Origin of the sequence: Micromonospora trifolii (assembly GCF_050516465.1) — a bacterium.
GTDB classification, from domain to species: domain Bacteria; phylum Actinomycetota; class Actinomycetes; order Mycobacteriales; family Micromonosporaceae; genus Micromonospora; species Micromonospora trifolii.
The window spans coordinates 1,782,914-1,796,801 of record NZ_CP191526.1; the positions used below are offsets into that span (position 1 = coordinate 1,782,914).

Here is a 13,888-nt window from a genome sequence, read left to right on the forward strand (position 1 = left end):
CGCAGAGCAAGGGGGAACAGACGCGGTGCGGAAGGCGGGCGAGGTGGTGGGGGAGCGGCGAACCGGCAAATGGTGGTTTCGGCTCCGGCTGCCTCTCGGCGTCGCCGTCGGGATCGCGACGGCCGCCGTCGAGTTCGCCTTCCTCGTCGTCGCGGCCGCCGCATCCAGCGTGCGCGCGGTCGCGCCTGCGGCCGGCCGTCGGGTTGCTGGCCTGACCGACCGGTACGGGGGCCGGCTGGTGCGGATGGAACATCGCCGCCTCGCCGGGCTGCTCGCCGCGGAGGATCTGCCCGTGCCGAACACCGTGGCGACCCGGCGGCAGATCGGCTACCTGGCCGCCCGACTGATACCCGGCACGCTCGCCCTGCTGGCATACGCCGTGCTCGGCGTCGGCGTGGTGCTGGCCGGGATCGTGCTGCGCGCGGCGGTTCGCGGAGAGCTGACCCTTCCCGACGCCCTTTCCCAGATCGCCGTCGGGGCGGTGCTGTTACTGCTCAACGTTCAGGCCGTTGCCAGCATCGCCGCGCTGGACATCCGGCTGGCGCGACGACTGCTCGGGCCGGGAAGTCGGGCGGAACTGACGCGGCGGGTCCACGAGCTGACCGCCAGTCGGGCCGGGGTCATCGCCGCCGTCGACGCCGAACGGCAGCGCATCGAACGCGACCTGCATGACGGCCTCCAACAGCGGCTGGTCGCCCTGGGCATGCTGCTCGGCCGGGCCCGGCGCGCCCGCGACGCCGACCGCACACACGCACTGCTCGCGCAGGCACACGAGGACGTGCAGCGGGCCATCGGAGAGTTACGCGAGGTGGCGTGGCGGGTCTACCCGTCAGCGCTGGACGACAGCGATCTGGGCGAGGTCCTGGCCATCGTCGCCCGCGGATCCGAGGTGCCGGTGCGGATCCGCTGCGAGCTGCCGGTCCGCCCCGAGCGGCAGGTCGAGACGGTGCTGTACTTCGTGGCCTGCGAGGCGCTCACCAACGCCGCGAAGCACGCCGCCGCTACCCTGGTCACGGTCGATATCGGAGTACGGGATGGGTGGATCCGGATGCGCGTGCACGACGACGGTGTCGGCGGGGCGGACCCGACCGGGCGCGGGTTGTCCGGGCTGGCGCGGCGGGTGGCCGCGCTGGACGGCCGCCTGCTCGTGACCAGTCCGGCCGGCGGTCCGACGACAGTGCTGGCGCAACTGCCGTGCGACTAGTCCTCGCCGAAGACTCGACGCTGCTCCGGGAGGGCCTGACGCGGCTGCTCGCCGACGAGGAGCACGAGGTGCTCGCGGCGGTCGGGACCGCCGACCAGCTTGTCGAGGCGGTCGGACGATCCCGTCCCGACGTGGTCGTCACCGACGTCCGGATGCCACCCAACCACACCGATGACGGGCTACGGGCCGCCCTGGAGATCCGTCGTCGGTGGACCGACACCGGCGTCCTCGTGCTCTCCCAGTACGTGGAGCGGCGTTACGCCGGGCGGCTGCTCGCGGACCGCCCCGAGGGGGTCGGCTACCTGCTCAAGGACCGGGTCGCCCAGGTGGACGACTTCCTCGACGCACTCGACCGGGTCGCCGCCGGAGGCACCGCCCTCGACCCGGAGGTGGTCCGTCAGGTGGTGGCCGGCTCGGACCGGCCCGATCCGTTCGGTCGGCTGACGCCACGGGAACGGGACGTACTGCACGAGATGGCCCAGGGGCACACGAATCTCGCCATCGCCCAGCGGCTGCACGTATCGCAGAGCGCGGTCGAGAAGCATGTGAACGCCATCTTCGACAAACTCGACCTCGCGCACACCACGGGCTACAGCCGGCGAATCCTCGCGGTCGTGCGCTACCTGGGCACCTGATCCGCTCAGGAAAGCCGCCGGCTCGCCGCCCGCCGATCTCTCCGCCCATCGGAAGCCGGCCGGCGCGGGCAGAGCCGACATGATCGACTCGGGTTCCTTGATGTCGGGTGTTTCCGGCGTCCGGGATGCCCCGACTTCCGTGAACGCGAGTGGATCACGCGCGTGAGGGGCGATTGAACGCCGCGGGCCCGACGTGTGTGAGTGGTTTGTCCGTGGGTGGGTGGTTGTGGGTGGTGACCGGGCGCACCCTCAGGTTGGAATCATGGCGGGGTCGGGGTCGTTGCATATCCTGACGATCGCAGTACCACCGACCGGCCGCCCGACCGCTGGGGGCTGGTCGCGCAGGTTGGAATGCCGGCCCGCACCCGGTCGTTGCAGTCCCGACGACCGATCGCCTGGCACCGCCACGATGAGGGTGCCGATGGATGGGCCAACCCGGAATGACCTCGGCCCCCCGGTCGTTACATCTGGACCCGGCGCCACGAGCCCCCGCTCGCTAGGTCGCCGACCCGACGCCCGACAGGGCGTCACCCCCCCAGACTTCTTCCCCTTTGTATGTTGCAGCGCCGGACGAGGTGCTCACACCCTGCCGCCGCCCCCCTTGGCGCGGTTCGGGTGTCCTACCCCCGAAGGAGCTACCCCTCATGAACACGATCTTCCGTAAGAGCATGCTGTCTGTTGCTGGTCTCGCGTTCGCCGGTGGTGTCTTCGCCGGCCCGATCGCCGCCCACGCCGCCCCGGCCGAGGGCAAGCCCGTCGCCGTGGCAGTGCAGCAGTCGGCGTCGAAGCCGCAGGGCGAGCAGTCCCGCATCACCCTCAACGACGAGCAGACCGCGAACGTGAAGGCGATCATCGCCGCCACGAAGAAGGCGGGCCTGCCGGAGCGGGCCGCGGTCATCTCGATCGCGACGAGCCTGCAGGAGTCGAAGCTGGAGAACCTCGGTCACCTGGGCGACATGAACGACCACGACTCGCTGGGCTTGTTCCAGCAGCGCCCGTCCAGTGGTTGGGGTACGCCGGAGCAGATCACCGACCCTGAGTACTCGACCACCGCGTTTCTGAAGGGTCTGAAGCAGGTTGATGGTTGGCAGGACATGCCGCTGACCGAGGCGGCGCAGACGGTGCAGGTGTCGGCCTACCCGGACGCCTACGCCCAGTGGGAGCAGCAGGCCACCGACCTGGTTGGCCAGCACTGGAACAGCTGACCCCGCACCACAAACGGTAAGACCAACCGCTGGCCGGCACCCGCAACCCCGGGGTGCCGGCCAGCGGCACTTCCGTCTCCGCCGTGCGGCAGGCACATGTCACTGGTCAGTGATTGCGGATGCCGCGCCGCCGCCCGCCGGAAGCGGATGCCGCGCCGCTGGGTGCCCGCGGGACGCCGCTGAGTGTGCGCCGAAAGTGGATGCCACGCCGCTGGGTGCCGGCCGGAAGCGGATGGCGCGGTTCGGTCGGTGGCTGCCAGCAGATCTTGGACACTTTCCGTTCCGCAGGCCCGCCGCACGAACGGAAACTGTCCAAGATCTCGCGGGGCATGGCCGAATCGCGGCGCGATGGTGGGTGTCGTGGTCGTGAGGCGACCGGCGGTGCAGCGATGAGCCTGACGGCATTCGGCCCCGCGGGGCGACTGGGCGTTGAGGCCGCCGATCGACCGCCGCCAGCCAGCGGTGTGGCGGGAGTGGAGCGGCCGTAGCCAGCGGCGCGGCACGCACGGGGGGAGGGGGCAGTGTGACTGCGGGGCGGCGGGACGGCCGGGCGGTGCGATCGGGTGGGCGGGGCGGCGAGACGGCCGAACGGAACGGTGGGCGGGGCGGGGGCGGGGGAACAACGCGGGGTGCGGGCTGGTTGTGGAGGGTGTCGGTGTGACTCAGTGTCCCCGGGCCTCACCTAATATCGCCTTCGCGGAATACCGTTCGGCTGGAGCCGCGTCGTGCCACTCGCCGAGAGGCGACCTGCACACCGACACCAGCGCCGCCCCCGTCCTACCGGCCGGGGGCGGCGCTGTCTGTGCTCATCGTCAGGGCGTGGCGGCACAATGTTCGGGTGACTGACGCGCAGCCGTGGTCCGAGCAGTCGGGCGTACTCGTACTCCCCAGTGGGGCGATGGTGCGCGGGCGCCGCGTCGCTGCCGCGACCTCGCCCGCCGACTTCGCCGTGCTGCTGGCCCGTGGTCCGAACCCGGCCTGGCCGCACCGGCGGATCCGGTGGCCCGATTTCTGGGTGCCGCTCGACCGCGCCGAAGCCCTCGACGTCCTGCGGGAGGCGCTGCGACGGGCCCACGACGGTGAACGTGTCGAGGTGGCCTGTCGGGGCGGGGTGGGTCGTACCGGAACGGCCCTGGCCGCGCTGGCGATCCTCGACGGTCTGCCGGTCGAGCGGGCGGTGCCGTTTGTTCGGGCCGGCTACCACCCGAAGGCGGTGGAGACCCCCTGGCAGCGGCGCTGGCTGCGCCGCGTCTCCTGACCGCCGCCGGAGCGCCGGACCACCGCCGTCCGCCCCGGCCACCCGCCCCGCCCGCCCCGGCCACCCGTGCCGGCCGTCCGCCCCGGCCACCCGCGCCGGCCGTCCGCCCCGCCCGCCCGTGCCGGCCGTCTGTGCTGGCCGCCCGTGGCGTCGTGCGCAGCGCTTCGGCCGGCCTCGGGGTAGCGGTGTCAGCCCTGGCCGACCACCGCCGGGTCGTTGACGTACTCGCGGAGGTGCTTGGCGGTGAGGGTGTCGCCGGTGGCGATCAACTCGGCCGGTGTGCCGGTGAAGACGATGCGGCCACCGTCGTGGCCGGCGCCGGGGCCGAGGTCGATGAGCCAGTCGGCGTGTGCCATGACCGCCTGGTGGTGCTCGATGACGATCACCGTGTTTCCGGCGTCGACCATTCGGTCGAGCAGGGCCAACAGTTGGTCCACGTCGGCCAGGTGCAGGCCCGTGGTCGGCTCGTCCAGGACGTACGTGGTGGTCTTCTCGGCCAGGTGGATGGCGAGCTTGAGTCGCTGCCGCTCCCCGCCCGACAGGGTGGTCAGTGGCTGGCCGAGGCTGAGGTAGCCCAGCCCGACGTCGACCAACCGACCGAGAATGACGTGCGGAAAGAACGCGTGCGCCTCGGTGACGGACATGGTCAGCACCTCGTGAATGTTCTTGCCGCGCAGCGTGTACGTGAGCACCTCGTCGGTGAAGCGTCGCCCCTCGCATCGTTCGCAGACGCTCGCGACGCCGGCCATCATCGCCAGGTCGGTGTAGATGAGCCCGATCCCCTTGCAGGCCGGGCAGGCGCCCTCGGAGTTGGCGCTGAACAGCGCGGCCTTGACTCCGTTGGCCTTGGCGAAGGCGGTGCGGATCGGGTCGAGTAGTCCGCTGTAGGTGGCCGGGTTGCTGCGTCGTGAGCCACGGATCGGGGACTGGTCGACGATGACGACCCCGGACCGGCCGCGCAGCGACCCGTGGATCAGTGAGCTCTTGCCGGAGCCGGCCACACCGGTGACCACGGTGAGGACCCCGAGCGGGATGTCCACGTCCACGTCGCGCAGGTTGTGCAGGTCGGCCTGGCGGATGGCGAGTTGCCCGGTGGGTCGGCGTACCGCCTCGCGCACTGTCACCCGGTGGTCGAGGTGCCGCCCGGTGAGCGTGTCGGAGCGGCGCAGGCCGGGGATGTCGCCGGTGAAGCAGATCCGACCACCGTCGGTGCCGGCGCCCGGTCCGAGATCGACCACGTGGTCGGCGATGGCGATGGTCTCCGGTTTGTGTTCCACCACCAGCACGGTGTTGCCCTTGTCGCGTAGCCGCAGCAGCAGGTCGTTCATCCGGGCGATGTCGTGCGGGTGCAGGCCGACGGTGGGTTCGTCGAAGACGTACGTGACGTCGGAGAGGCTGGAGCCGAGGTGCCGGACCATCTTCACCCGTTGCGCCTCGCCGCCGGAGAGGGTCGCGGACTCACGGTCCAGGCTGAGGTAGCCCAGACCGATCTCGACCAGGGAGTCCAGCAGGTCGCGAAGGTTGGCGACGAGTGGCGCGGCCGCCGGGTCGTCGACGGTGCGGACGAACGCGGCCAGATCACTGATCTGCATGGCCGAGCAGTCGGCGATGTTGTGCCCGGCGATGCGTGACGACAGGGCCGCCGCGTTGAGTCGGGTGCCGCCGCAGTCGCCGCAACTGGTGAAGGTGACCGCCCGATCGACGAAGGCGCGGATGTGCGGTTGCATCGACTCGCGGTCCTTGGCCAGGAGGAGCCGCTTGACCTTGACCGCCAGCCCTTCGTACGTCCAGTTGTTGCTGCCCACCTTGATCTTGGTGGCCGGCTTGTGCAGGAAGTCCTCCCACTGTTGCGGGGTGAAGTCCTGGAGTTTGACGTCCGGGTCGAACAGACCGGAGCCGACGATGGTCTGCCAGTACCAGGAGCCGACAGCGAAGTTGGGCACGGTGATCGCGCCGTCGTTGAGGGAGCGCTCGACGTCGACCAGCTCGTTGACGTCGAGGTCGGAGACCCGGCCCAGCCCTTCGCAGGTGAGGCACATGCCCTCGGGCAGGTTGAAGCTGAACGCCCCGGCGCCGCCGATGGACGGCTGGCCGAGGCGGCTGAAGAGGATCCGCAGCATGGCGTACGCGTCGGTGGCGGTGCCGACGGTGGAGCGGGAGTTGACCCCCATCCGTTCCTGGTCGACGACGATGGCCGCGCTGAGGTTGCGTAGCGAGTCGACGTCCGGCCGGTTGAGGTTCGGCATGAACGACTGGAGGAACGCACTGTAGGTCTCGTTGATCATGCGCTGGGACTCGGCGGCGATGGTGCCGAAGACCAGCGACGACTTGCCCGACCCGGAGACACCGGTGAAGACGGTCAGCCGGCGTTTGGGGATGTCGACCGAGACGTCGGCGAGGTTGTTCTCCCGCGCCCCGCGTACCTCGATCATGTCGTGGCTGTCGGCGGCGGACCATGCTGGCTGCGACATACGAACCCTTCACGGAATCGTGGCGGGACTTCGCCCCGCCGGGCACTGGCGGGTTCCATTGTCTCATTCATCCCCATGTAGACAGTTCTGCCGAGGTCCGAGCGCAGGCTCCAGCGCTACGTCCGGGAAAGTCTCAAATCACGTCGTAAGCGGTACGGTGGCTCACGTGGACGTCGCCTCGAAGGATCGGCTGCGCGCCGTCGACCTGGCGGCCACCGTCGGGATCTCGGTGCAGCAGGTGCGCAACTACGTCGACCTGGGGGTGCTGCCGCCGGTGCGCCGCACCGCCAGCGGCTACCGGATCTTCACCAGCGAGCACGCCCGGGCGCTGAGCGTGGCGCGGCGGTTGGCCGAGGGGCACGGCTGGAGCCGTACCCGGGAGATCATGGCGGCGGTGCACAAGGGTGACCTGCCGGCGGCCCTGGCGGCGCTCGACGGCGGCCATGCCGAGCTGGACCGGGAACGCGCCGAGATCCGCCGGGTGCTCGGCGCCTTCGAGACCGTGCTGGCCAGCCCACCGGCGGCGCGGCCCGCGCCACGCCACGGCGCCCGCATTGGCGAGGTCGCCAAACTGGTCGGCGTCCGGAAGTCGCAGCTGCGGTTGTGGGAGGAGCGCGAACTGCTGCGGCCGGGCCGCACCCCGGGCACCAACTACCGGGTGTACGACGAGGCGGAGCTACGCGCGGCGCAGGTCATCGCGTTGCTGCGCCGGGGCGCGTACCCCTTCGAGATCATCGCCGCGGTGCTGGGCGAACTGCGGACCACCGGCAGCGCTCAGCGGGTCCGCGCGGAGCTTGCCCGCCGCGAGCAGGAGCTGCACGTCCGCAGCCTGCGCCGGCTGCGGGGCAGCGCCGCCCTGCACGACTACCTGCGCGGTCGCGGCGACGCGAGTTGACCGGCATCCCGTCCCGCCGGGCGATCTTCCTGACTAGGGTCGGGCACATGAGAGCTGCGCTGCTGGCGGCCACGACGTCCGCCGTCCTGCTCGCTCCCGTGCCGGTCGGTGCGACGGGAGCGTCCGCCGCGCCGACGGTGCGCTGTCCCCGGGTCCCGGCGCCAGCGGCGTCCCGCCCACCCCGGCCGTCGCCCCCGCCCGCCGTCCCCGAGCAACGGATGATCGGCGGCGCGGCGTTGGACACGGCCGGCCTGGCCGTGCCGGCCGGCGTCGCCACGCCACCGAGGGTCACCGCCACGTCGTGGCTGGTCGCCGACCTGGACAGCGGCCAGGTGCTCGGCGGCTGCGGCCCCCACGAGTACGGCACACCGGCGAGCGTGCAGAAGCTGCTGCTGGCGGCCACCATGCTGCCCAAGCTAGACCCGAAGCAGACGGTCACCGTCACCGACGCGGACTTGAACATCGAACCTGGCTCCTCGGCCGTGGGCCTGGTCGCGGGCGGCCGGTACACCATCGAGACCATCTGGCTCGGGTTGCTGCTCAACTCCGGCAACGAGGCCGCCAACGCGCTGGCCCGGCTCGGCAGCGGGACGGACAGCGCCGCCGGCGTGCGCGCCATGAACGAGCAGGCGCACCACCTGGGCGCGCTCCAGACGCACGCGGTCACCCCGTCCGGGCTGGACGGCAAGGGGCAGTTCACCAGCGCGTACGACCTGGCGCTGATCGCCCGGGCCTGCTTCGCTGAGCCGACCTTCCGCCGGTACGCGCTGACCGAGCAGACGTCGATTCCGGTCCAGCGGGCGCAACGCACCAAGGGCTTCGAGATCCAGAACGAGAACCAGCTGATCTACCGGTACCCGGGAGCGCTCGGCGGCAAGACCGGCTTCACCGACCTGGCCCGGCACACCTACGTGGGGGCGGCGGAACGCGGCGGGCGGCGGCTGGTGGTGACCCTGCTGGGCGCCGAATCGGCACCATTACGCGGCTGGGAGCAGGGCGCGGCCCTCCTGGACTGGGGCTTCACGCTGCCGCGGGACGCCGCCGTGGGTCGACTGGTCGAGCCCGGCGAGCTGACCGCCACCCCGTCGGCGGCGCCGTCCGCGCTGGCGGCACCCGGCGCGCCCCGACCGGCGGCGGCCAGCGGGCCCGCGCGTACCGGCTCGGGGTGGCTCTGGTCGGTGACCGCGGTGAGCGGCGCGACGGTGGTGGCGTTGTTGGGCGGCCTGCTGTGGCGGCGTCGCCGTCGGATGCCCTGACGGATCGACATCGGGCGCTGCCCTCCATAGACTCCGGTCTTTCTGGCACCACCAGTCCAGGAGGATCTCTGTGTCGAGTGAACTCGAACCGCGCCCCGCAACGGCGGCACCCCGCCGGCCGGTGCGCGCCCTGACCCGCCTCGCGGGGGTGACCGTGCTCGCCGGGACGCTGGTCGTCGGCGCGTCCGCCACCGCGCTCGCCGCGCCGGGCCCGTCGGCCGACGCCGAGCGCGTCTCCGCCGCGTCGCCCGCCGCTGTCGACACCGCCACCCGACCGCCCCGCACCACCCACGGCCCGTGCGCGTACACCGAGACCCCGGACGAACCCGCGGCCCGGCCGGTGCCGCTGCCGCCCGACCCGCGACGCACCCCGGCCCGGGGCAGCGTCCGGGTGACCCTGGCGACCAACCACGGGCCGATCGGGTTGACAGTGGACCGGGCCGCCGCGCCGTGCACGGTGCAGAGCTTCCTGCACCTGGTGAGCAAGCGGTTCTACGACCGCACCCCGTGCCACCGGCTCACCGCGTACCCGACGCTGAGCGTGTTGCAGTGCGGTGACCCGTCCGGCACCGGTGAGGGCGGCCCGGGCTACCGGTACCGCGACGAGTTGCCGACCGACCTGCCGCCCGCGCCCACCGACCCGACCGGGGAGCGCCGGGTGTACGCCCGGGGTGTGCTGGCCATGGCCAACGCCGGGCCGGACACCAACGGCAGCCAGTTCTTCCTGGTCTACGCCAACTCCGCGCTGCGCCCCAACTACACGATCTTCGGCGAGGTCGACGGGGCCGGCCTGGCCACCCTGGACCGGATCGCCGCCGGGGGAGTGGCACCGACCGCCGAGGACCCGGCGCCGGTCGACGGCGCGCCCGCACTGCCGGTGACCATCCGCAAGGCCGTCCGCTGGCACCACCACCACTGACCGCGCGGCGCGGTGGGTGACCGTCGGTCGCTCACCGCGCCCACGGTGGGTGAGCCTTGATCACGCGCGGCCCGGCCGGAATTTTCGGGAACGGACCGGAACCGGCCCAACCGGTTTCCCACGCAGTTCCGGCCGTCACGCCGACGCGGGCGACCCGGTCGGCGGGGCGGCGGTGCTGTCCCGAACGACCAATTCGGTGGCGAGTTCCACCCGGGGCGAGTCGATGCCCTCGCCCTGGGCCAGGCGCAGCACGGTCCGGGCCGCCAACCGTCCCATCTCGACCAACGGTTGGCGCACGGTGGTCAGCGGCGGTGAGGCCCAGCGGGCTTCCGGCAGGTCGTCGAAACCGACCACGCTCACGTCGTCCGGGACGCGCAGCCCGCGGCGCCGGATGGCCTCGTAGACGCCGAAGGCCATCTGGTCGCTGGAGGCGAAGATGCCGGTCGGCGGGTCGGCGAGGTCGAGCAGCGCGGTCCCGCCGGCGAACCCGGAGGCGTGGTAGAAGTCGCCCGGGTAGATCAGCTTGTCGTCCACCGGCACCCCGGCGGCCTCCAGCCCGGCCCGGTAACCGTCGAGCCGGGCCCGGCTGCACAGCAGGTGCGTCGGCCCGGCCACGAAACCGATGCGCCGGTGCCCGATCGCGAGCAGATGTTCGGTCGCGGCGAGCCCGCCGGCCCAGTTGGTGGCGCCGATCGTCGGAACGTCCATGGCCGGCACCCCGGCCGGGTCGACGACCACCACCGGCACGTTGAGGCGACGCAGCTGCGCGTGCAGCGGCGGGCTCAGGTGCGAGGTCACGAAGATGACGCCGTCGGTGGCCCGGGTGCGCAGGTTCTGCAACCACTGCCGGGCCGCGGTGGGCTGCCGGTGGATCGCGGAGACCACGGTGCCGACGCCCGCGCCGTGCCCGACATCCTCCACGCCCCGGATGATCTCCACGGCCCACGGGCTGTCCAGGTCGTTGAAGACCAGGTCGACGAGACCGGCGCGGCGAACGCTGCGGCTGGTGCGGCGCCGGTAGCCGTGGTGGCGCAACAGCTCCTCGACCCGCTCCCGGGTGTCCGGGGCCACATCGGAGCGCCCGTTGAGCACCCGGGACACGGTCGGCACCGACACCCCGGCCTCCCGTGCGATCGCGGTGATGGTCACCCTGCGTCCGTCGTCCGCGCCCACCCGCGTCTCCTTCACCGAGCCGGAGGAACGACCACCAGGCGTCGCCCACCGTGTGTCCCGAAACGGCGTGCCCGTCCCACGCGCCATCTTGCCTCACCGACGGGGGTTGACGACATGCCAGGTCGACCGAAGCTTCGCTAGAGTTGCGGAAAAGTTCCGGAGTTTTTCCGGTTACTTTCGGCCGATGGACGACGTGGATCCTGGGATGGTGGCCCCAGTGGGGCTGATAGACAGGACTCGTGCGCTACCGCCTGGCCGTCGTGTTCGCGCTCGCCGCGCTGCTCGGCGGCTGCTCACGGCCGGAGCCCCGCCCCTCGCCGGCCGCGCCGCAGCCGACGTCGGCGAGCCCCACACCCACACCCGCGCCGACCCCGTCCACCTCCGTGGCAGCCCCGCTGCCGGGGTTCGTGGTGCTGACCGACCTCGACGCGCGCATCCACGCCGATATCCGCTACGCCACCCCGCACAACTTCGTCGGCCGGCCGATCACCGGCTACCGCGAGCCGCTGTGCCTGCTCACCCGGCAAGCGGCCGAGGCGCTGCGCCGCGTACAGGACGCCGCGCTGGCCGGTGGGCACAGCCTCAAGGTGTACGACTGCTACCGCCCGCAACCGGCGGTGGACGACTTCGTCGCCTGGTCGAAGCGCCCCGGTGAGCAGCAGACCAAGGCCGAGTTCTACCCGGACGTGGCCAAGAGCAAGCTCTTCGCCGACGGTTACATCGGTGCGCCCACCGCACACAGCCGCGGCAGCACCCTGGACCTGACACTGGTCGACGATCCCGCCGCCAGCCAACCTCCGTACCGGGTCGGGCAACCGCTGGTCGCCTGCACGGCACCGCGCGGGCAGCGCTTCGCGGACAACAGCATCGACATGGGTACGGGCTTCGACTGTTTCGACCCGCGGGCGCACACCGCCGACTCCCGGGTCACCGGGACGGCGCGGGACAACCGTCGGTTGTTGCAGCGGCTGATGACCGACGCCGGGTTCGTCAACTACGACCGTGAGTGGTGGCACTACAGCCTGCGCGACGAGCCGTACCCGGACACGTTCTTCGCCGCCCCGGTCGCCCGCTCCTCGGTCGGCTGACCCGCGGCCCTGACCCGCGGCCCGGCACCGCAGCCGCCGGTGCCATCCGGCATGATCGTTTCAATGACCACTGAACGGATCGGCCCCCCGGTTACCGGCGACGAGCGGGAGACGCTGCGCGCCTTCCTCGACTTCCACCGCGCCACGCTGGCCCTCAAGTGCGAGGGTCTGTCCGACGAGGACCTGCGCCGGCAGTCGATGCCGCCCTCCACGCTCTCCCTGCTCGGCCTGGTGCGACACCTGGCCGAGGTGGAGCGCGCCTGGTTCCGGCGAATCATCGACGGCGAGGACATCGGGTTGGTCTGGTCGGAGACCGGCGACTTCCAGCAGGCGTACGACGCCACCTCGGCCACCCGGGCAGAGGCGTTCGACGCCTGGGAGCGTGAGGTCGCGCATGCCCGCCGGATCGAGCGGGCCGCCGCGTCGCTCGACGTGACCGGCCTCAACGCCCGCTCCGGCGAGACCGTGTCACTGCGGCTGGTGATGCTGCACCTGATCCACGAGTACGCCCGGCACAACGGCCACGCCGATCTTCTCCGCGAGGGCGTCGACGGCACGGTCGGCGTCTAGCCCGCGACAGGGACGCGGTCAGGTCCAGTAGAGGATCCGGCAGGCCGGCACACGGGCGGTGAGTTCGGCGGTGAACCAGTCGCGCAGCTCGGTCATCTGCTCACGCGGGTAGACGTACTTCACCGCGCCGAACTTGCCGTGCTTGCGGGTGCGGGACTCCTCGTCCATCTCCAGCCGGGTGCGCGGGTACCAGCCGAGCAGCACTTCCTTGCTACCCGGCGTGAACCGGTGGGTGATCAGCTCGGCGGTGAGGTCCAGGGCCGGCACCCCGTCGACCGCCGCGCGGACCTGGTCGAGCAGTTCGCCGTAGTGCTCCCGCCAGCCGGGCAGCGCGATGATCGGCGCGATGGTCAGCCCGACCGGGTAGCCGTCGAGGGCGAGCCGGCGCAGCGCGGCCAGCCGGTCCGGCACCCGGGCGGTGCCGCCCTCGAACCGTTCGCTGACCGGGGCGCAGTTGACGCTGAAGCGGACCCGGGTCCGATCGGCGTGTGGCAGCCCCACGAAGGTCTCCACGTCGGCGTACTTGGTGGTCCAGCGCAACTGCACGGGGGCGTCCCAGTCGGCGAAGTGCTGCACCGCTCGCCGCCAGCTGCCGGTCAGGTGCTCCAGGGCGAGCGGGTCGGTGTAACAGGACGCCTCGAAGGTGGTGCCCTCGTCGGCGCGCCGCGCGCTGCGGCTGGTCACCGTTCCACGCCCGGCGTACGCGGCCAGCCCGGCGAGGATGTCGTCGAGGTCCGCGTACACCCGGGTCACCGGTGGGCCGGACAGGGATCCGGCGAGGTAGCAGTACTGACAGTGCGCCGGGCAGCCCTCGGCCAGGTCGACCCGCCAGTCCGCGCTGGGCGCGATGGGTTGCAGGACGCGCCGCGAGGGTGGGCTCACCACGATCGCCATCGTCGACTTGGCCCGGGCGTAGGTTTCCCGGTCGGTCTGCCCGCGTACCCCGGTGAGCCGGTTGGCGCGCAGGTGTTCCACCTCGATGCCGAGTGCCCGAACCCGCTCGACGATCCGTTGGCCGTGCGGGTGGTCGAGCGCGGCGGGGGTGGCCACCACCCGGCTCGGCGTCCAGCGGCGCGCCGGGCGGGTCGGCGGCGCGAGGCCGGCCAGGTCGCGGGTCGGCACCCGTTCGCCGCTGGCGTCGTGCGGCGCGGCGGGCACGTCCATGGCGAGCGGCTGGTCGACGTCGACGGCGTCCGGGCTGGTCATCCGGCCGG

The 13,888-nt window shown here is 72.1% G+C and carries 12 protein-coding genes; 9 read left to right on the forward strand and 3 right to left on the reverse strand.

The features are described 5' to 3' along the window. Positions 1 to 25: 25 nt before the first annotated feature. The 4 genes from ACQRWP_RS08095 to ACQRWP_RS08110 all read left to right on the forward strand — a co-directional run bounded on the left by ACQRWP_RS08095 (position 26) and on the right by ACQRWP_RS08110 (position 4,302). Positions 26 to 1,204, forward strand: a complete 1,179-nt coding sequence (locus ACQRWP_RS08095; protein ID WP_430501515.1) for a sensor histidine kinase — start codon at positions 26 to 28, stop codon at positions 1,202 to 1,204. Beyond that, entirely contained in the window at positions 1,195 to 1,839 is a 645-nt protein-coding gene (locus tag ACQRWP_RS08100) for a response regulator (RefSeq protein WP_430501516.1), read from the forward strand. The genes ACQRWP_RS08095 and ACQRWP_RS08100 overlap by 10 nt, the downstream gene beginning before the upstream one ends. A gap of 644 nt (positions 1,840 to 2,483) precedes the next feature. After that, positions 2,484 to 3,044 (forward strand): hypothetical protein, encoded by a 561-nt coding sequence (locus tag ACQRWP_RS08105; RefSeq protein WP_430501517.1) that lies wholly within the window; start codon positions 2,484 to 2,486, stop codon positions 3,042 to 3,044. Positions 3,045 to 3,882: 838 nt separating this feature from the next. Further along, positions 3,883 to 4,302 (forward strand): protein-tyrosine phosphatase family protein, encoded by a 420-nt coding sequence (locus ACQRWP_RS08110; protein WP_430501518.1) that lies wholly within the window; start codon positions 3,883 to 3,885, stop codon positions 4,300 to 4,302. Positions 4,303 to 4,490: 188 nt separating this feature from the next. Here ACQRWP_RS08110 and ACQRWP_RS08115 read toward each other — a convergent pair whose 3' ends face one another. Further along, positions 4,491 to 6,773 (reverse strand): ATP-binding cassette domain-containing protein, encoded by a 2,283-nt coding sequence (locus ACQRWP_RS08115; protein ID WP_430501519.1) that lies wholly within the window; start codon positions 6,771 to 6,773, stop codon positions 4,491 to 4,493. Between the two features lie 166 nt (positions 6,774 to 6,939). Here ACQRWP_RS08115 and ACQRWP_RS08120 point away from each other — a divergent pair, with 166 nt between their 5' ends. From ACQRWP_RS08120 to ACQRWP_RS08130, 3 genes are all read left to right on the forward strand, one after another. Beyond that, the gene (locus ACQRWP_RS08120; RefSeq protein ID WP_430501520.1) at positions 6,940 to 7,668 is read left to right on the forward strand and encodes a MerR family transcriptional regulator; all 729 of its coding nucleotides are present in this window, start codon (positions 6,940 to 6,942) and stop codon (positions 7,666 to 7,668) included. A gap of 47 nt (positions 7,669 to 7,715) precedes the next feature. Beyond that, positions 7,716 to 8,924 carry a D-alanyl-D-alanine carboxypeptidase family protein gene (locus ACQRWP_RS08125; protein ID WP_430501521.1) on the forward strand — a complete coding sequence of 403 codons (1,209 nt, stop codon included), beginning with the start codon at positions 7,716 to 7,718 and terminating at the stop codon, positions 8,922 to 8,924. Positions 8,925 to 8,994: 70 nt separating this feature from the next. Then, positions 8,995 to 9,843, forward strand: coding sequence for a peptidylprolyl isomerase (locus tag ACQRWP_RS08130; RefSeq protein ID WP_430501522.1), 849 nt, complete (start codon positions 8,995 to 8,997; stop codon positions 9,841 to 9,843). Between the two features lie 135 nt (positions 9,844 to 9,978). Here the strand turns inward: ACQRWP_RS08130 and ACQRWP_RS08135 are convergent, their stop codons facing one another. Next, positions 9,979 to 11,016 (reverse strand): LacI family DNA-binding transcriptional regulator, encoded by a 1,038-nt coding sequence (locus tag ACQRWP_RS08135; protein ID WP_430501523.1) that lies wholly within the window; start codon positions 11,014 to 11,016, stop codon positions 9,979 to 9,981. Positions 11,017 to 11,255: 239 nt separating this feature from the next. Between ACQRWP_RS08135 and ACQRWP_RS08140 the strand changes: the two genes are divergently transcribed. Together ACQRWP_RS08140 and ACQRWP_RS08145 are read left to right on the forward strand one after the other, a co-directional pair. After that, the gene (locus ACQRWP_RS08140; protein WP_430501524.1) at positions 11,256 to 12,104 is read left to right on the forward strand and encodes a M15 family metallopeptidase; all 849 of its coding nucleotides are present in this window, start codon (positions 11,256 to 11,258) and stop codon (positions 12,102 to 12,104) included. A 63-nt stretch (positions 12,105 to 12,167) separates the two neighbouring features. After that, positions 12,168 to 12,674 carry a DinB family protein gene (locus ACQRWP_RS08145; RefSeq protein ID WP_430501525.1) on the forward strand — a complete coding sequence of 169 codons (507 nt, stop codon included), beginning with the start codon at positions 12,168 to 12,170 and terminating at the stop codon, positions 12,672 to 12,674. Between the two features lie 18 nt (positions 12,675 to 12,692). On the opposite strand, the gene ACQRWP_RS08150 is transcribed toward ACQRWP_RS08145, so the two are convergent. Then, positions 12,693 to 13,880 carry a spore photoproduct lyase family protein gene (locus ACQRWP_RS08150; RefSeq protein WP_430501526.1) on the reverse strand — a complete coding sequence of 396 codons (1,188 nt, stop codon included), beginning with the start codon at positions 13,878 to 13,880 and terminating at the stop codon, positions 12,693 to 12,695. Positions 13,881 to 13,888 lie beyond the last annotated feature (8 nt).